Origin of the sequence: Rhodococcus phenolicus (genome assembly GCF_001646785.1) — a bacterium.
Classification (GTDB): Bacteria; Actinomycetota; Actinomycetes; order Mycobacteriales; family Mycobacteriaceae; genus Rhodococcus; species Rhodococcus phenolicus.
In genome coordinates this window covers 203,636-221,262 of record NZ_LRRH01000008.1, presented here as the reverse complement: position 1 = coordinate 221,262, position 17,627 = coordinate 203,636, and the positions used below count along the sequence as shown (strand labels likewise).

The following is a 17,627-nucleotide window of genomic DNA, read 5'->3' as shown; positions in this document are numbered from 1 at the left end:
GGTGCTGAAGTCCACACGCATCCGCGACCTGTTCGCCCTGGCGGTGCTCGCCGCGGTCGTCGCGTGGCTGCTGGTCCGAACCCTCTACGGTTCGTTGCCGCCGATCCCCGTCTACGCGGGTGCGTCGCTGTACCCGGTGGCACTGCTCGAAGTCGTGCTCGCCTTCATGATCCGTTCACGGGTCGGCAAGCGGGAGATCGGCGACGGGCCGCGCCAGCTCCATCCGATTACGGTGGCCCGCGCGGTGGCGCTCGCGAAGGCGTCCGCGCTCGTGGGTTCCGCGGCCCTCGGCGTCTGGGCAGGTTTCCTGTTGTACCTGCTGCCGCAACGGTCGTTCGTGCAGGCCGCCTCGGAGGACACCTCCGGAGTGGTGGTCGGGGCGATCGGTGCGTTCCTCCTCGTCGCGGCGGCGTTGTGGCTCGAACATTGCTGCAAGACCCCCGAGGACCCGGGCGAACCCGCTGCCTGAGAGTGCCGGACGCCGATCCTCGGGGATCACGCTCGGGACCAGTACCCTGGTCCGCATGGGGACCTCGGGCCGGGACAGGAACGAACGTCGGCAGTGGCGCAGTGCAGGTTCGGTGATCGTCGCAGCGCTTCTCGCCCTCGCCATGGCCGCGTCGCTGTTCCTGGTCTTCAGTGAAAGTGTGCAGTTGCTGCGCGTCGGCGTCGTCGTCGCGTTGTGGGCAGCGACCGTCGGTGCGATCGCCATGACGAAGTACCGTCGCGAATCGGCCCTCGAGAAGGCGAAGGTCGAGGACCTCAAGACCGTCTACGAACTGCAGCTGGAACGGGAGATCTCGGCGCGGCGCGAGTACGAACTGACCGTCGAGCAGAAGGTCCGTTCCCAGCTCGAGGTCGAGGCCGACGAGATGGCCCAGCTCCGCGCGGATCTCGCAGCCCTGCGCCGGAACCTCGAGATGCTGTTCGACGGCCGAATGCCGGAGGATCGCACCGCACTGAACTCCGTCGCGAAGCCGGCTCAGGAGATCGGGCCGCGCGCCGAATCGACGCAGGTCACCGCGCCGCGACCGGCCGGACCGGCCTTCGCGTCCCCGGACGACGAACCGCTCACCGCAGAGACCACCGTGGTGGCTCCGGAACGGGGCCGGACCGCGACGGCCGAGGCGAAGCCGGACCTCCGCAAGGCCGAGGCGAAGCCGGACCGCCGCAAGGACGGGACTCCTGCCGCCGACGAGGCCGCCGAATCGGCCGACGCGTCCGGGGCCGATGTTCTCTCCAACCTGCCGGCGACCGGTCGCCGGGCGCGCCGGCTCCGCGCCGAAGCCGCCGGCGAGGAGAGCGAGCCGCAGGGCCGCAGCGTCGCCGACATCCTCGCGTCGCTGTCCACGGAACGCTGACCGGGCACCCTCTCCTCGGGTCGCCCGTCCTTCCGGTGAGGCGCAGATCACCCCCGGCATCCGTGGCCGACGCCGATTGCGCCGCGCTATTGTCGGGCAGAACGTCTGGTACCCGCCGAGCGGGACTGGAACGAACGAGAGGACTCCCGTGACTTCCTTCGGGATCACAAACGCGCCTGCCCCCGCACGTCTCACCGTCGGCATCGTGTCCGCCGGTCGTGTGGGGACCGCGATCGGCGCGGCACTCGAGAAGGTCGGCCATGTGGTCGTGGCCTGTTCGGCGGTGTCCGAGGCGTCCAAGCATCGCGCTCGCACCCGGTTGCCCGATACCGAAATTCTGCCCGTCGACGTCGTCGCGGGCCGCTGCAACCTGCTGATTCTCGCCGTTCCCGACTCCGAACTGGCCGATCTGGTCACCGGCCTCGCCGCGACCGGGACGGTCCCGCGCGGCACCATCGTCGCCCACACCTCGGGAGCCAACGGCATCGCGGTGCTCGCGCCGCTCACCGAACAGGGAGTGGTTCCCCTCGCGATCCACCCGGCCATGACGTTCACCGGGCACGACGAAGACACCGCCCGGCTGTCGTCGGCGTGCTTCGGGATCACCGCCGCCGACGACATCGGCTACGCGATCGCGCAGTCCCTCGTCCTCGAGATCGGCGGCGAGCCGGTCCGGGTGCGGGAGGACCTGCGTCCGCTCTACCACGCGGCGCTCGCCCACGGCAGCAACCATCTCGTCACCCTCGTCGTCGATGCCGTCGCGGCTCTTCGGGTCGCGCTCGAGGGCCAGGAACTGCTCGGCCAGCAGCTCGTCGACGACGATCCCGGCGGCGTCGCCGAACGGGTCCTGCAGCCGCTGCTCGTCGCCGCCCTCGACAATGCGTTGCGCCGTGGCCCGTCGGCGTTGACCGGCCCGGTCGCACGCGGCGATGTCGCCGCCGTCGCCACGCATCTGCAGGTGCTCGACGAGGTGGACCCGCAGATCGCCGCGGGCTACCGGGCACTGTCGCTGCGGTCGGCGCAGCGTACGGGCTCGAAACCGGAGCTGATCGAGCTTCTCGAAGGGAATGAACACGGTGAGTGAAACGGGACGGGGCGGGTACGTGCGCGGTGAATTGACCGTGCACCACGAGCCGGCCGCCTTGACGAAGGTGACCAAGGCGCTGCGCGGCGTCGGACGGACGGTCGCGCTGGTACCGACCATGGGTGCCCTGCACTCCGGTCACCTGGAACTGGTGCGTCAGGCCAAGCTGACCGGTGCCGTCGTGGTCGTCTCGATCTTCGTCAATCCGCTCCAGTTCGGCGAGAACGAGGACCTCGACGCCTACCCGCGCACCCTCGACGCGGACCTCGAGCTGCTGCGCGAGGCCGGGGTCGACCTGGCGTTCGTGCCGACGGTGTCGGCGATGTATCCGGACGGTCGCCGCACGACGATCCACCCGGGGACGCTCGGCGCGGAACTCGAGGGCGGCAGCCGGCCCACGCACTTCGCGGGCATGCTCACGGTCGTCGCGAAACTCCTGCAGATCGTCGCGCCGAACAACGCGTTCTTCGGCGAGAAGGACTACCAGCAGCTCGCGTTGATCCGGCAGATGGTCGCCGATCTCAATTTCGACGTCCGCATCGTCGGCGTCCCGACCGTCCGCGAGCAGGACGGGCTCGCTCTGTCCTCGCGGAACCGCTACCTCGACGAACAGCAGCGCGAAACCGCGACCGTGCTGTCGGCGGCGCTCGTCGCCGGAGCACACGCCGCCGCCGGTGGTTCCGAGGCGATCCTGGACGCGGCCCGCGGAGTGCTCGCGTCCGCGCCGGAGATCGAGCTCGACTACCTCGAGGTGCGCGGTGTGGATCTCGGGGCGCCGCCCGAGCGTGGCGACGGCCGTCTGCTGGTGGCCGCGCGGGTCGGGTCCACCCGCCTCATCGACAACGTCGGTGTCGCGATCGGCACCGGCTTCCTGGAACGGGCGACCGGACCGGTCGATCCTGCCGCCGACGACGACCTCCTGAACCGCTGAACAAGCAGAACCAGAACGACAAGAGCTGAGGCCAGAACATGTTTCGCACCATGATGAAGTCGAAGATCCACCGCGCCACGGTCACTCACGCGGACCTGCACTACGTGGGTTCGGTGACCGTCGACCAGGACCTGATGGACGCCGCCGACCTGCTCGAGGGCGAGCAGGTGTGCATCGTCGACATCAACAACGGCAACCGCCTCGAGACGTACGTCATCGCGGGTGAGCGTGGATCCGGCATCATCGGGATCAACGGGGCCGCAGCACGTCTGGTGAGTCCCGGTGACCTCGTCATCCTCATCGCCTACGGTGTGATGAACGAGCAGGAATGCAAGGACTACGACCCGCGCGTGGTGTTCGTCGACGCCGACAACCGCCAGGTGGAGCTGGGCAACGACCCGGCGCACGCGCCGGAGGGATCGGGTCTGATCACCCCGCGCATGCTCGCCACGCTCGACTCCGGTTCGCTGGTGTAACGGTGCTGCTCGCCGTCGACGTCCGGAACACCAACATCGTTCTGGGCCTGTTCACCGGTAGTGGCTCGCACTCGAAACTGCAGCAGGACTGGCGTGTTCGCACAGATGCGGGCATGACGGGCGACGAACTCGCGCTGCTCTTCCGTGGGCTGCTGGGCGCGGATGTCGACCGGATCACGGCGGTGTCCGCGTTGTCGACCGTGCCGTCGGTGCTCCGCGAACTGCGCGGCATGCTCGGAAAGTACTGGGCGGAAGTGCCGCATGTGGTCGTCGAGCCCGGTGTGCGTACCGGCGTACCGCTGCTCGTGGACAATCCCAAGGAAGTCGGCGCCGATCGGATCGTCAACAGTCTTGCCGCGCACCACTTCTACGGTGGTCCGTGCATCGTCGTCGATTTCGGCACGTCCACATGCGTCGACGTCGTCTCCGGCAAGGGTGAATTCCTCGGTGGGGCAATCGCGCCCGGCGTCGAGATCTCCATGGATGCTCTCGCGTCGCAGTCGGCGGCGCTGCGGAAGGTCGAACTCACCCGGCCGCGCGGGGTGGTCGGCAAGAACACCGTCGAATGCATGCAGTCCGGTGCGGTTTTCGGCTTCGCCGGCATGGTCGACGGTCTCGTGCGCCGGGTGCGTTCCGAGGTCCCCGGCTTCGATCGCGACGATGTCGCGGTGATCGGCACGGGCGACAGTGCGCCGCTGATCATGCAAGAGGCGACGTCGATCGAGCACCACGAGCCGGATCTCACTCTCGAGGGGCTGCGTCTGGTGTTCGAGCGGAACCAGGCCCGGCGTTCCGCACGGCACGGTTCCCCCGGTCGGGAATCTGTGTAAGAATGGTCGCCGTGATCCGCTGCATGAGCGCCCAGGAGTGTTGTCGAGGCTGACGTCCGCCTCGACCGATAACACATTCCTGGGAGTTTTCTCATGCGCGCCGCGCTTTCCGTTTCTGCATCTTTCTCCGCGTCTCCTGCTTCGGCTTCGGTCGGCCTGCTGCCGCTGACCACCGAGCGGACCTATCCCGCGGAACTCGCCACCGCCGTCGCACGCGGCGCCGTCGTCGTCGACATCCGCACCAGCGCCGAGCGCACCGCCCAGGGCACGCTCCCGGGTGCTCTCGCGATCGACTCCTCCCTGCTGACCCGCCGTCTCGATCCGGCCGGGCCCGAGCGATTGGCGCTCGCCGTCGACCGGGACGTCGAGTGGGTCGTCGTCTCCGCGGACGGGCCTGCCGCGCACCGCTCCGTCGCGGCGCTGCAGGAACTCGGTCTCCGCCGCGCGACCGGCCTCGTCGGCGGGTACGCCGCCATCAGGACGGCCGGCCTCGTCGATGCCGTCACGCGTGCGCGGCACATCGCGGAGGACGTGGCCCGCGTCACGGCTCACTGAGCTCCGCTCACCTTTGTGCTGAGCTCGGTGTTCGCCGGGGAGGTCTGCGGCGTCGGTGCCTGCGGGTTCCGATAGTCTGGTTACCCGTGAGTGATGCCAGCGTTCAGCAGCCCGACGACACCCCCGAGCAGATCCGGGTCCGCCGCGAGAAGCGCGAACGACTCCTGGCGCAGGGCAAGGACGCGTATCCCGTCGTCGTGCCCCGCACCCACACTCTCGCGGAGATCCGCGCGAAGTACCCCGAGCTCGAACCCGACACCGCCACCGGCGAGCAGGTCGGTGTCGCCGGTCGCGTGATGTTCTTCCGCAATACCGGCAAGCTGTGCTTCGCGACCTTGCAGGAGGGCGACGGCACGCAGCTGCAGGTCATGCTGAGCCTGGCCGGTGTCGGCGAGGACTCGCTGGCGGCGTGGAAGTCCGATGTGGATCTCGGTGACTTCGTGTTCGTGCACGGCGAGGTGATCAGTTCCCGTCGCGGTGAGCTGAGCGTCATGGCGGACAGGTGGGAGATGGCCGCGAAGTCGCTGCGTCCGATGCCTGTCGCGCACAAGGAGATGAGCGAGGAGTCGCGGGTCCGGCAGCGTTACGTCGACCTGATCGTGCGTCCGGAGGCCCGTGAGAACGCGCGGATGCGTGTCGCGGTGGTCCGGGAACTGCGCAACGCGCTCGAGCGTCGCGGCTTCCTCGAGGTCGAGACCCCGATGTTGCAGACCTTGCACGGTGGTGCCGCAGCGCGGCCGTTCGTTACTCATTCGAATGCGCTCGACATCGATCTGTTCCTGCGCATCGCACCCGAACTGTTTCTCAAGCGCTGCGTCGTGGGTGGAATCGACAAGGTCTTCGAGATCAACCGGAATTTCCGCAACGAGGGCGCCGACTCGACGCATTCGCCGGAATTCTCGATGCTCGAAACGTACGAGGCATACGGAACCTACGACGATTCGGCGCGCATGATCCGCGAGATGATCCAGGAGATCGCTTTCGCGGTGTTCGGGTCGTACGTGGTGACTCTCGCGGACGGCACCGAGTACGACTTGGGTGGCGAATGGAAGACCCTCGAGATGTATCCCTCGTTGTCCGAGGCGATCGGTACGGAGGTCACGCCGGACACCTCGGTCGAGGAACTGCTGGCGCTCGCGGATCGGGTCGGTCTCGAAGTGCCGAAGGACAAGGGATACGGCCACGGCAAGCTCGTGGAGGAATTGTGGGAGCACATGTGCGGCGATCAGTTGTACCAGCCCACGTTCGTCCGCGACTTCCCGGTGGAGACGTCGCCGTTGACCCGTGATCACCGCAGTAAGCCCGGGGTGACCGAGAAGTGGGATCTGTACGTGCGCGGATTCGAGCTGGCGACCGGATATTCCGAACTCGTGGATCCGGTGATCCAGCGGGAGCGTTTCGTCGATCAGGCGCGCCTGGCCGCGGCCGGTGACGACGAGGCGATGGTTCTCGACGAGGATTTCCTCGCGGCGATGGAACAGGGTATGCCGCCCACGACCGGTACGGGTATGGGAATCGATCGTCTGCTCATGGCGCTCACCGGACTGGGAATCAGGGAAACCATCCTGTTTCCAATTGTCCGGCCCGCCTCCAGGTAATTCATCGCACACATACCTGGAATCCGTATTGCCATTGTCTAATTCGCATGTACTCTTGTGCGCGTAGCCGGGGGGCTGGGCGTTTCATTCGAGAGGAATTGCGGCACATGGCGAAGAAGGTCACTGTCACGCTGATCGACGACGTGGATCAGGAATCGGCGGCGGACGAGACCGTGGAATTCGGGATCGACGGGGTCACCTACGAGATCGATCTGTCCGACGACAATGCTGCGAAACTGCGCGAGCAATTGGAATTCTGGGTGGAGCACGCCCGGAAGGTGGGCGGCCGGAAGCGTCCCAAGTCGGTTCCGGCCGCACCGGTCGGCCGGAAGGCTTCCCGGAACGGCACCTCGGATCGCGAGAAGAGCGCGGTCATTCGTGAATGGGCTCGCGAGAACGACTATGCGGTCTCGGCCCGCGGACGTATCTCCGCGGAAATTGTCGAGGCTTACAACGAAGCGCACGCATAGCGAGTTGTAGCGGCCCGAAATTCGTACCGGCGAGGCGTCACCCGGAAATTGCGCGGGTGGCGCCTCGCCGTTTCCCGGTAGCAGCTGTGTGCAGATCGGCCGGCGCGCGCTGCGGGCGGTGACCGCGGACGCCGGCGGGCCCCGATGCGTGTTCGCTGCAGGCGTAGAGCTTGCGGAAACGTATGGACGACGTGCAGCGTTAGCACTCGTGACCGGGTTTCGAAGTACCGCCGAACAGGGTAGAGGGGAAGCGGGCCGAAACCGCGGCAACTAGAGTGTCAAGTGGGGTCGTGGAACCTTCGCCGGTTCGACGACGACTCGAGTGCCGGAGCGAAACGCGGCGGCCGGGTCCGGGACAAATCCTCGTACCGGATCCGCCGGCCGGAGAGTGTGAGGGAGTGCGATGTTCGAAAGGTTCACCGATCGCGCGCGGCGCGTCGTCGTCCTGGCTCAGGAAGAAGCCAGGATGCTCAACCACAACTACATCGGCACGGAGCACATCCTCCTGGGCCTCATCCACGAGGGTGAGGGCGTGGCCGCGAAGTCGCTCGAGTCGCTGGGAATCTCGCTCGAAGGCGTGCGCAGCCAGGTCGAGGAGATCATCGGCCAGGGACAGCAGGCGCCGTCCGGGCACATCCCGTTCACGCCCCGTGCCAAGAAGGTTCTCGAGCTGAGCCTGCGCGAAGCGCTGCAGCTCGGACACAACTACATCGGTACCGAGCACATCCTGCTCGGCCTGATCCGCGAGGGTGAAGGTGTCGCGGCTCAGGTGCTGGTCAAGCTCGGCGCCGACCTCAACCGTGTGCGTCAGCAGGTCATCCAGCTGCTGTCCGGTTACCAGGGCAAGGAGCCCCAGGAGACCGGCACGAGCCGCGGCGAGGCCGGCACCCCGTCGACGTCGCTCGTGCTGGACCAGTTCGGACGCAACCTCACGCAGGCTGCGCTCGAGGGCAAGCTCGATCCGGTCATCGGCCGCGCGAAGGAAATCGAGCGGGTCATGCAGGTGTTGTCCCGCCGCACCAAGAACAATCCGGTGCTCATCGGTGAGCCCGGTGTCGGCAAGACCGCCGTCGTCGAGGGTCTCGCGCAGGCCATCGTCAACGGCGAGGTCCCCGAGACGCTGAAGGACAAGCAGCTCTACACGCTCGACCTCGGTTCGCTGGTCGCCGGTTCCCGCTACCGCGGTGACTTCGAGGAACGGCTGAAGAAGGTCCTCAAGGAGATCAACAGCCGCGGCGACATCATCCTGTTCATCGACGAGCTGCACACGCTGGTCGGTGCGGGTGCCGCGGAGGGCGCGATCGACGCCGCGTCGATCCTCAAGCCGAAGCTGGCCCGCGGTGAGCTGCAGACCATCGGCGCGACCACCCTCGACGAGTACCGCAAGTACATCGAGAAGGACGCCGCGCTCGAGCGCCGCTTCCAGCCGGTGCAGGTCGGGGAGCCGACGGTCGAGCACACCATCGAGATCCTCAAGGGGCTGCGCGACCGGTACGAGGCGCATCACCGCGTCTCGATCACCGACAAGGCGCTCGTCGCCGCTGCGACCCTCGCGGACCGGTACATCAACGATCGCTTCCTGCCGGACAAGGCCATCGACCTCATCGACGAGGCGGGGGCGCGGATGCGTATCCGCCGGATGACCGCGCCGCCGGACCTGCGCGAGTTCGACGACCGGATCGCCGACGCCCGTCGTGAGAAGGAATCCGCGATCGACGCGCAGGACTTCGAGAAGGCCGCGAGCCTGCGGGACAAGGAGAAGCAGCTCGTCGCCCAGCGCGCCGAGCGGGAGAAGCAGTGGCGTGCGGGTGACCTGGACGTCATCGCGGAGGTCGACGAGGAGCAGATCGCCGAAGTCCTCGCGAACTGGACCGGAATCCCGGTGTTCAAGCTCACCGAGGAGGAGACGACCCGTCTGCTCCGCATGGAGGAGGAGCTGCACAAGCGGATCATCGGCCAGGAGGATGCGGTCAAGGCCGTCGCCAAGGCGATCCGTCGCACGCGTGCCGGCCTGAAGGACCCGAAGCGTCCGTCCGGCTCGTTCATCTTCGCCGGCCCGTCCGGTGTCGGTAAGACCGAGCTGTCCAAGGCGCTGGCGAACTTCCTGTTCGGCGAGGACGACGCGCTCATCCAGATCGACATGGGCGAGTTCCACGATCGGTTCACCGCGTCGCGTCTGTTCGGTGCGCCTCCCGGGTACGTCGGTTACGAGGAAGGCGGCCAGCTCACCGAGAAGGTGCGCCGCAAGCCGTTCTCCGTCGTCCTGTTCGACGAGATCGAGAAGGCCCACCAGGAGATCTACAACACGCTCCTGCAGGTCCTCGAGGACGGTCGTCTCACCGACGGTCAGGGTCGCACCGTCGACTTCAAGAACACGGTGCTGATCTTCACCTCGAACCTGGGCACGTCCGACATCTCGAAGGCCGTCGGCCTCGGCTTCTCGTCGGGCACCGGCGACCAGTCGAACTACGAGCGGATGAAGAACAAGGTTCACGACGAGCTCAAGAAGCACTTCCGCCCCGAGTTCCTCAACCGCATCGACGACATCATCGTCTTCCACCAGCTCACTCAGGACCAGATCATCGAGATGGTCGACCTGATGATCGGCCGGGTCGAGACCCAGTTGAAGAACAAGGACATGGGTATCGAGCTCACCGAGAAGGCGAAGGCGCTGCTCGCCAAGCGTGGCTTCGATCCGGTTCTGGGTGCGCGACCGCTGCGTCGCACCATCCAGCGCGAGATCGAGGATCAGCTTTCCGAGAAGATCCTCTTCGGCGAGATCGGCCCCGGCCAGATCGTCCTCGTCGACGTCGAGGGCTGGGACGGTCAGGGCGCAGGCGAGAACGCGAAGTTCACGTTCACGCCGAGCGAGAAGCCGGCCGAGGTTCCGGACTCCCCGGCCGTCGCTCTGGCGAAGACGGCGGAGGGCGAGGCGGAAGCCCAGTAGGACCGGGCCCGCTGCGCCGGAACGGAGCACGACGAACGGGCGGTACCCCTGCAGGGGTACCGCCCGTTCGCGTTCGTCCTAGCCGCGCCAGGGCGCGGTCACGCGACCGGCCCAGTTCGCGAGGCGCTCGGTCGCACCGGCGTCGGCCGCGGGCGTGACGACCGGCCCGAACGGCACGTATCCACCGCGGGGTGATTCCGGCAGGGCCTTCTGCATGATCGAGAGCGCCGCCTGCGCCAGAACGGGATCGGCTTCCGCCGGCTGCCCGGTCGCGACCGCGAGATCCCAGCCGTGGACGAGGACCTCGTTCAGGGAGACCAGGATCGCGGCGCGGCCCGGGAACGTCCCCCACGGCGCGACGACGGCCCGGTCGAGCACCGCGGCGTCGTTCCACACCTGCCAGTAGCGGTCGGCCGTGTTGTCCAGGGTGGCGGGCCAGGCGTCGTCGTCGACACCGGTGATCACTTCGGGTGCGTCGGCGACATCCTCGCCGAGACCGAGCAGGCGCCCGCGTTCGACGGTCGCGGTCAGGTGCCCCATCATGGCGCGGACGTCGAATTCGGCGCACGGGGTGGGATCGGCGAGTTGATCGGGGGTGACTCCGGCGAACAGTTCGTGCGCCCACACGAGTGCAGAGCGGAACAGGGGACGGGGATCGGCTGTCGTGGTTGTCATGGAACCATGATCGATCGAATTCAGGACAGTTCCGGTCCTATTGAATCGCGGGTTTTCCGGGTAATACGGATCCGTAAGCCGATTTCGTTGCCGCGGCGTAGGTTCGGCAGCGAACACGGTTCGTATTCGAGTCGAGAGGAGCGCACATGCCCACACGCACCGCACGCACCGCATGGAACGGTGGCCTTCAGGACGGTTCCGGACAGGTGGAACTGACCAGCTCCGGGCGCGGCACCTTCGACGTGTCGTTCCCGAAGCGCGCCGCGGACGACGCCGACGGCACCACCAGCCCCGAAGAACTGATCGCCGCCGCGCATTCGTCGTGCTACGCGATGCAGTTGTCCGCATTGATCGCCGAGGCGGGGGGAACACCGCAGAGTCTCGAGGTGACCGCCGACGTCTCGCTCGGCCCCGACCCGGCCGGTGGGTTCCGGCTCACCGGCATCACCTTGACCGTGCGCGGTGAGGTCGAGGGCCTCGACGCCGCCGGATTCGCCGACGCAGCCCAGGCCGCGAAGGCCGGATGCCCGGTGAGCAAGGCATTGACGGGAGTGAAGATCAGCCTCGACGCGGCGCTGGAATGAGCCGCGCGCGGGAACATCCCGGCCCCGCCGGCTGTTGCATCGGCACGTGAGTTTCCCCGAGAACACGGCCACGATCGAGATCTGGTCCGACATCGCATGCCCATGGTGCTACATCGGAAAGCGGCGCTTCGCCGAGGCGCTGGCCGAATTCGAGCACCGCGACCGAGTGTCCGTGACCTGGCGCTCGTACCAGCTCGCGCCGGACACACCGGCCGGCTTGCGGCGCCCCGAGATCGACGCGCTGGTCGAGATGAAGGGGATGCCGGTCGAACAGGTGCGGCAGATGTTCGCGCACGTCGCGAACGTCGCCGCGCAGGACGGCCTCGAAATCGACTTCACCACCGTGATCGCGGCGAACACCTTCGACGCGCACCGGCTGCTGCACCTGGCGGGTGAGCGGCGGAACGAGTTGCTCGAGGCGTTGTTCCGCGCGCACTTCGTCGAGGGTGAGGTCGTCGACGACCGCGACACGCTCGTGCGGATCGCCGCGTCGGCCGGCCTCGACTCCGACGAGGTCCGCGTCGGTCTCGACGGCGACGCAGGTGCCGATGCGGTGCGCGCGGACCTGCTCGAGGCCCGCATGCTGGGCGTGACCGGGGTGCCGTTCTTCGTCGCGAATCGCGCCGTTGCGGTCTCGGGTGCGCAGCCGAAGGACGTGTTCCTCGCGTTGCTGCAGCGCGCGATCGACGACGCCGCCGAAACCGGCACCGTCACCGACGTGGCCGACGGAGACAGCTGCGCCGTGTGATGGGGGATTCTCGCCGCCCGGGTGGCGCTCGCCGACTTCCGCCGGCAGTTCACCGAACATACGGGCCGGTGCGAATGCAGACGAACACGACAGCCGCGCGCGTGAGGACGCGCGCGGCTGTCGTACGGCTCAGTGGATGGGGGTCAGGACTTCTTGACGTCCAGGACAACCTCGAATTCGAGCAGGGACGCACCGGTCGCGACCGGCTTCTTGGCTTCACCGGCATGGGCGGCACGGGCATCCCCGTCGCGCCACGCCGCGAACGCCTCCTCCGACTCCCACTGCGTCACCACGAAGTAGCGGTTCTCGCCGGCGGTGGGGCGCAGCAGCTGGAAACCCAGGAAACCGGGCGACTTGTCCACGGTGCCTGCGCGATTCGCGAATCGCTTCTCCAGTTCGGGGCCGGCGCCCTCGGGGACCTCGATTGCGTTGATCTTCACGACTGCCATGGCCGCGAGCCTACTCCGCTACCTTGTCGGGTGTGTTGCACGACGAAGGCGGTTCCGGACGACCGATCCTGCTGTTGCACGGGTTGATGGGCAGCGCACGCACCTGGCGGCGGCACGTGCCGTGGTTGCGCGATCACGGCCACGTCCACACGTTCGACGCCGCCGCGCACGGACGCCCCGCGCCTGACGAACTGACCACCGAGGCGTTCGTCGCCGATCTGGCCCGGCACCTCGACGGCGCGGTGCTCGCCGAGCCGCTCGTCGTCATCGGGCATTCGATGGGGGCGTTGCACGCCTGGTGCCTGGCCGCCGCGCATCCGGAGAGGGTCGCCGCTCTCGTCCTCGAGGACATGGCCCCGGACTTCCGTGGCCGCACCGCGGCGGACTGGGCCGCGGTGATCGGCGCGTGGCCGCAGCCGTTCCCCACCGAAACCGCCGTCCTCGACTACTTCGGGCCGGTCGCCGGGCGGTACTTCCTCGACTCGTTCGACCGGCGTGCCGACGGTTGGTACCTGCACGGCGACGTCGCGACCTTCCGCGACATCTCCGAAGAGTGGGGAACCCGGCACTTCTGGGACGAGTGGCGTGCCGTGCAGGTCCCGGCGCTGCTGATCGAGGGGGAGTTCACCATCACCCCGGAAGGGCAGATGCGGCGCATGCGTGACGAGCGTCCCGGCGCCGGCTACGTGCGGGTCGCGGGCGCCGGCCATCTCGTGCACGACGACCGGCCCGACGACTACCGGGCCGCGGTGGAAGGGTTCCTGGCGGGGCTCGCCTGACCGTCCGTTCCCTCGCCGGCCAGGGCGAACCGCCCGTCGTCGGTCTGCTCGACCAACCCGTCGACGAGCAGCGAATGCAGCGCCCTGTCGCGTTGACCGGGGTCGACGAGCCACACCACGTCGAGCGCCGACCGTTCGACCGGGACGTCGCTCTCCCGCAGCACCGACATCAACTTGCCGCGGACCTGACGGTCCGTCCCGGCGAACTTCTGCACCTTCTTCGGTGGCCCGTCGTGCGCCGGGCTGCCCGCCTCGAGCCACGCGCAACTCGGCAGGGGACAACGTCCGCATTCGGGGGAGCGGGCGGTGCAGACGGTCGCACCGAGTTCCATGAGAGCGGCGGAGAACGTGGCGGCGCGCGACCGGGTACGCGGCAGCAGCACCTCGACGTCCGCGAGATCGCGGGTCGTCGACGGATTCCCCGGTTCGGCCCGGCCGTGGACGGCCCGGGCGACGACGCGCCGCACGTTGGTGTCGACGACCGGAACCCGTTGCCCGTAGGCGAAGCACGCGACCGCTCGTGCCGTGTACGCCCCGATGCCGGGCAGGCCCAGCAGGGTGTCGACGTCCGCCGGAACGACGTCACCGTGCTCGGCGGCGAGTACCCCGGCGCATTCGTGCAGGCGCAGCGCGCGGCGCGGATAGCCGAGCTTGCCCCACGCACGCAGCACGTCGGCCTGACTCGACGCCGCCATCAGCGACGGCACCGGCCAGCGCTGCACCCACTGCTCCCAGATCGGCGCGACCCGGGCCACGGGCGTCTGCTGGAGCATCACCTCCGACATGAGGATCTGCCAGCCGGTGACGCCCTCGCGTCGCCACGGAAGATCCCGCGCCTCGGCGGTGTACCAGCGCAGCAGCGCGGTCGCGTCGACGGCCATCTCACACGTCCTCCTGTCGGAATGTCGGGTGTTGTTCCCGGTCGGTAACCCCCACCGAGGGATCTGCGTCACGCGGCCGGGTGAATAATGGCGCCATGCCTAATTCGAATCCCATCTCCGCTTGGAAGGCCCTGTCCGAGGGTAACGAGCGGTTCGTGTCCGACGCCCCGCAGCACCCCAGCCAGGGCATCGACCGCCGCACCGAACTCGTCGGGGGCCAGCATCCGACAGCCGTGTTGTTCGGCTGCGGCGACTCCCGCGTGGCCGCGGAGATCATCTTCGACCAGGGTCTGGGCGACATGTTCGTCGTGCGGACCGCCGGTCACGTCATCGACAGCGCGGTCCTCGGCTCCATCGAGTACGCCGTCGCGATCCTGAACGTGCCGCTCATCGTGATTCTCGGTCACGACAGCTGCGGTGCCGTCAAGGCCACCCTGTCCGCGCTGGACAACGGTGACGTCCCTCCCGGATTCATCCGCGACGTCGTCGAGCGGGTCACGCCGTCGATCCTCATGGGCCGCAACGAGGGACTCACCGACCCCGACGAACTCGAGGCCCGCCACGTCGCCGAGACCACGAAGCTGCTGATGCAGCGCTCGCGGATCATCGCCGAGCGCGTCGAGGACGGCCGTTGCGCCATCGTCGGTGTCACCTACGCACTTTCCGACGGTCGCGTCAAACTCCAGAACCACGTCGGCGACATCGGTGTGACGGTCGACTGACGCGACACGCCGAGCACGGTGTGGCACCGGCCCGAACCTGCACCTACCGTGTGAGGCGTGCTTGAACCGAACGGGCCGCTGCCCCCTGAGATCTACTGGCGCCGCCGCGCGCTCGCCATCGGTGTCGGTGTGGTCGTGCTGGCACTCGTCGTGTGGCTCGTACTGGCACTGACCGGTGGTGGCGACGATCCGGAGACGGAGAACACCGCAGCCGAGGTCACGTCGACGTCGGTGACGGCGACCCCGGCCACGTCCGCCGACGCGACCGCGGAGGCAACCGCGGCAGGGTCGGGTGGCGGCTCGTCGTCGGGGACGTCGGCATCGGGGACGTCGGCGGAGGGAACGTCGGCGCCCGACACCACCGGCTCGGCGACCACCGCTGCGCCGGTCGCCGCGGGGCAGTGTCCCGATCAGTCGCTGGCCGTTCGGGTCACCTCGGATCAGCCGAACTATCGCGTCGGCGACGAACCCGCGTTCACGATCGTCATCACCAACATCGGCACCGAGCGGTGCGAGCGCGATCTCGGCGCCGGTCTGCAGCAGGTGATGGTCTACAGCCTCGACGGGGCGACCCGGCTGTGGTCGAACACCGACTGCTTCCCGGAGTCCACCGCCGACCTGCGTGCGCTCGCCCCGGGCGACCAGGCGGCGTTCTCGGTGAAGTGGTCCGGCACCACGTCGGCGCCCGGCTGCCAGGCGCCGCGCGAGCCGGTCGGGCCGGGCGCATACAGCGTCGTCGGGCAGCTCGGTGGCCTGCGCAGCACCCCGGAGCCGTTCAACGTCGCGTGAGCGCGGCGCTCAGTCGTAGGGACCGTTGATCGATGCTTCCGCGAGGCGCGACAGCCCCTCGCGGATGTACCTGGCCCACAGGGCGCCGATGCCGTCCACGGACTGGATGTCCGCGGCGGTCGCGGCGAGCAGTCCCTGCAGGGTCCCGAAGGATCCGACCAGTCGATGGATCTGCGCGGTCTGCAGCCGCGGCACGCGATGCAGGACGCGGTACCCGCGCGGGCTCATCGCGGTGTCGAGGGCCTCGATGGTCCCCGGATATCCGAAGGCGCGGGCCAGCACGGTGAGGTCGAGCAGGTCGACGTCGGTCAGCCGGCCGAGTACCTCGAGGGTGCGTTCGACATCGGTGAACGACGGGGTCTCGGTCCCGGCGAGATAGTCGCGGACGATGAGCTGGCGCGCCAGCTGGTTGTCGCCGACCAGTTCCTCGAGCTGCAGTGCGAGCTGACGACCGTCGGTGCCGAGTTCGAGCACGTCCTGCTCGATCTCGACGGACACTCGATGCATCATCTCGAGTCGCTGCGCGACGGTCAGTGCGTCGCGCAACGTCACGAAGTCCTCGATCTCGACGACGGACAGCTGGCGGGTGACCTCGTCGAGTCGCGCCTTGTACCGCTCGAGGGTCGCGACCGCCTGATTGGCGCGGGACAGGATCGTCGCGGAATCGTTGATGACGTGCCGGTGCCCGGCCACGTACACGCTCACGATGCTCATCGACTGGCTCACCGACACGACCGGGTAGCCGGTCTCGATCGCGGTGCGCTCGGCCGCGCGGTGCCGCGTCCCGGACTCGACCGTCGGGATGCGGTGATCCGGAACGAGTTGGACGTTGGCGCGCACGATGCGGCTGCCGTCGGTGGACACGACCACGGCACCGTCCATCTTCGACAGTTCGCGGAGCCGGGTCGGCGCGAACTCGACGTCGAGTTCGAAACCGCCGTCGCACAGGGCTGCGACGCGCTCGTCGAACCCGAGGACGATCAGTCCGCCGGTGCGGCCCCGCAGGATCCGTTCGAGTCCGTCGCGCAGTGCCGTGCCGGGCGCCAGGCGGGCGATCGTGTCGCGCAGCGTCGCGGACGACACGTCGGTCATACCTTGCTCCTCCCGTGTGCGGCCATGCGGCGGCAATCACAATTGCACGGTCTACCCGGCGGAGGCAGCCGAACGCGGAACTACATTACTTCGTCATGAGTAGTACCTGGACGCTGCCCGACGACCTCGTTCTGCCGGAGATCCCGGAGAACCATCCCCGGCCGGGGGAGGCGCTGCCGCAGCACTGGAGCAAATGCTTCGGATGCGGCGACGACCAGCCGGGCGGGCTGAAGATGCACTGCACGGTCGGAGACGGGCTCGAGGTCCGCGGACGGCTCGACGTCGCCACCTACTACCAGGGCGGACCGGGCTTCATCCACGGCGGCATCCTGACCACCGCGTTCGACGAGGTTCAGGGCATGGCGTGCATGGTGCTGCAGCGTCCGGTCGTCACCGGTCACCTCGAAGTCGATTTCGCGCGGCCGATCCCGCTCGGTTCGGTGCTCGAGTTCCGGGCCCGGCTGGAAGGCACGGTGCGCCGCAAGGTGTACACGAGTTCGGAGGCGCGCATCGTCGACGGTCCGATGGCCGATCCCGATGTCGTCGTCGCCACGTCCCGCGGCCTGTTCCTCACCGTCGATTTCGAGCACTTCGACAAGGCGAAGGACTACGTCGACGGCGTCCCGGCCTCGCCGCACGGCACGTCGTCGGTCTGA

Annotated in this window: 20 protein-coding genes; 16 read left to right on the top strand and 4 right to left on the bottom strand. The window is 68.2% G+C overall.

Annotation, left to right across the window (positions count from 1 at the left end; translation table 11 throughout):
• Window position 1 precedes the first annotated feature (1 nt).
• The 10 genes from A8G15_RS04165 (at window position 2) to A8G15_RS04120 (ending at window position 10,252) form a co-directional block, all read left to right on the top strand.
• A complete protein-coding gene (locus A8G15_RS04165) occupies window positions 2-469 on the top strand; it encodes a DUF3180 domain-containing protein (protein WP_068155584.1) in 468 nt (155 codons plus the stop codon).
• A 55-nt stretch (window positions 470-524) separates the two neighbouring features.
• Window positions 525-1,361, top strand: coding sequence for a DUF6779 domain-containing protein (locus A8G15_RS04160; RefSeq protein ID WP_211270110.1), 837 nt, complete (start codon window positions 525-527; stop codon window positions 1,359-1,361).
• A 148-nt stretch (window positions 1,362-1,509) separates the two neighbouring features.
• Window positions 1,510-2,445, top strand: coding sequence for a Rossmann-like and DUF2520 domain-containing protein (locus A8G15_RS04155; protein ID WP_068155581.1), 936 nt, complete (start codon window positions 1,510-1,512; stop codon window positions 2,443-2,445).
• Window positions 2,429-3,376, top strand: coding sequence for a pantoate--beta-alanine ligase (panC, locus tag A8G15_RS04150; RefSeq protein ID WP_068155578.1), 948 nt, complete (start codon window positions 2,429-2,431; stop codon window positions 3,374-3,376). Before A8G15_RS04155 ends, panC begins: the two co-directional genes overlap by 17 nt.
• A 38-nt stretch (window positions 3,377-3,414) precedes the next feature.
• A complete protein-coding gene (gene panD, locus A8G15_RS04145; RefSeq protein ID WP_068155577.1) occupies window positions 3,415-3,852 on the top strand; it encodes an aspartate 1-decarboxylase in 438 nt (145 codons plus the stop codon).
• Between the two features lie 2 nt (window positions 3,853-3,854).
• On the top strand, window positions 3,855-4,682 hold the full coding sequence (locus A8G15_RS04140; protein ID WP_068155575.1) for a type III pantothenate kinase: 828 nt from the start codon (window positions 3,855-3,857) through the stop codon (window positions 4,680-4,682).
• 93 nt (window positions 4,683-4,775) lie between these two features.
• Window positions 4,776-5,237 (top strand): rhodanese-like domain-containing protein, encoded by a 462-nt coding sequence (locus A8G15_RS04135; RefSeq protein ID WP_068155573.1) that lies wholly within the window; start codon window positions 4,776-4,778, stop codon window positions 5,235-5,237.
• An 86-nt stretch (window positions 5,238-5,323) separates the two neighbouring features.
• The gene (gene lysS, locus A8G15_RS04130; protein WP_068155570.1) at window positions 5,324-6,835 is read left to right on the top strand and encodes a lysine--tRNA ligase; all 1,512 of its coding nucleotides are present in this window, start codon (window positions 5,324-5,326) and stop codon (window positions 6,833-6,835) included.
• A gap of 107 nt (window positions 6,836-6,942) precedes the next feature.
• Window positions 6,943-7,305 carry a histone-like nucleoid-structuring protein Lsr2 gene (locus A8G15_RS04125; RefSeq protein ID WP_068155568.1) on the top strand — a complete coding sequence of 121 codons (363 nt, stop codon included), beginning with the start codon at window positions 6,943-6,945 and terminating at the stop codon, window positions 7,303-7,305.
• A gap of 403 nt (window positions 7,306-7,708) precedes the next feature.
• On the top strand, window positions 7,709-10,252 hold the full coding sequence (locus tag A8G15_RS04120) for an ATP-dependent Clp protease ATP-binding subunit (RefSeq protein ID WP_068155566.1): 2,544 nt from the start codon (window positions 7,709-7,711) through the stop codon (window positions 10,250-10,252).
• A gap of 78 nt (window positions 10,253-10,330) precedes the next feature.
• Here the strand turns inward: A8G15_RS04120 and A8G15_RS04115 are convergent, their stop codons facing one another.
• Complete coding sequence (locus A8G15_RS04115) at window positions 10,331-10,927, bottom strand: TIGR03086 family metal-binding protein (RefSeq protein WP_068155565.1); 597 nt, start codon at window positions 10,925-10,927, stop codon at window positions 10,331-10,333.
• A 146-nt stretch (window positions 10,928-11,073) separates the two neighbouring features.
• Here A8G15_RS04115 and A8G15_RS04110 point away from each other — a divergent pair, with 146 nt between their 5' ends.
• Together A8G15_RS04110 and A8G15_RS04105 are read left to right on the top strand one after the other, a co-directional pair.
• Window positions 11,074-11,511, top strand: a complete 438-nt coding sequence (locus A8G15_RS04110; RefSeq protein ID WP_068155563.1) for an OsmC family peroxiredoxin — start codon at window positions 11,074-11,076, stop codon at window positions 11,509-11,511.
• Between the two features lie 46 nt (window positions 11,512-11,557).
• On the top strand, window positions 11,558-12,259 hold the full coding sequence (locus tag A8G15_RS04105) for a DsbA family oxidoreductase (protein ID WP_068155561.1): 702 nt from the start codon (window positions 11,558-11,560) through the stop codon (window positions 12,257-12,259).
• 143 nt (window positions 12,260-12,402) lie between these two features.
• Here the strand turns inward: A8G15_RS04105 and A8G15_RS04100 are convergent, their stop codons facing one another.
• A complete protein-coding gene (locus tag A8G15_RS04100) occupies window positions 12,403-12,708 on the bottom strand; it encodes an antibiotic biosynthesis monooxygenase family protein (RefSeq protein ID WP_068155559.1) in 306 nt (101 codons plus the stop codon).
• Window positions 12,709-12,740: 32 nt separating this feature from the next.
• Between A8G15_RS04100 and A8G15_RS04095 the strand changes: the two genes are divergently transcribed.
• On the top strand, window positions 12,741-13,487 hold the full coding sequence (locus A8G15_RS04095) for an alpha/beta fold hydrolase (RefSeq protein ID WP_068155708.1): 747 nt from the start codon (window positions 12,741-12,743) through the stop codon (window positions 13,485-13,487).
• Here A8G15_RS04095 and A8G15_RS04090 read toward each other — a convergent pair.
• Entirely contained in the window at window positions 13,445-14,368 is a 924-nt protein-coding gene (locus A8G15_RS04090) for an HhH-GPD family protein (RefSeq protein WP_068155556.1), read from the bottom strand. The two genes, A8G15_RS04095 and A8G15_RS04090, sit on opposite strands and share 43 nt — an antisense overlap.
• 95 nt (window positions 14,369-14,463) lie before the next feature.
• Between A8G15_RS04090 and A8G15_RS04085 the strand changes: the two genes are divergently transcribed.
• Window positions 14,464-15,090 carry a carbonic anhydrase gene (locus A8G15_RS04085; RefSeq protein ID WP_068155555.1) on the top strand — a complete coding sequence of 209 codons (627 nt, stop codon included), beginning with the start codon at window positions 14,464-14,466 and terminating at the stop codon, window positions 15,088-15,090.
• Between the two features lie 57 nt (window positions 15,091-15,147).
• Complete coding sequence (locus A8G15_RS04080) at window positions 15,148-15,879, top strand: hypothetical protein (RefSeq protein WP_068155552.1); 732 nt, start codon at window positions 15,148-15,150, stop codon at window positions 15,877-15,879.
• A 9-nt stretch (window positions 15,880-15,888) separates the two neighbouring features.
• On the opposite strand, the gene disA is transcribed toward A8G15_RS04080, so the two are convergent.
• On the bottom strand, window positions 15,889-16,971 hold the full coding sequence (disA, locus tag A8G15_RS04075) for a DNA integrity scanning diadenylate cyclase DisA (protein WP_068155550.1): 1,083 nt from the start codon (window positions 16,969-16,971) through the stop codon (window positions 15,889-15,891).
• Window positions 16,972-17,066: 95 nt separating this feature from the next.
• On the opposite strand from disA, the gene A8G15_RS04070 reads away from it, so the two are divergent.
• Window positions 17,067-17,627, top strand: coding sequence for a PaaI family thioesterase (locus A8G15_RS04070; protein ID WP_068155549.1), 561 nt, complete (start codon window positions 17,067-17,069; stop codon window positions 17,625-17,627).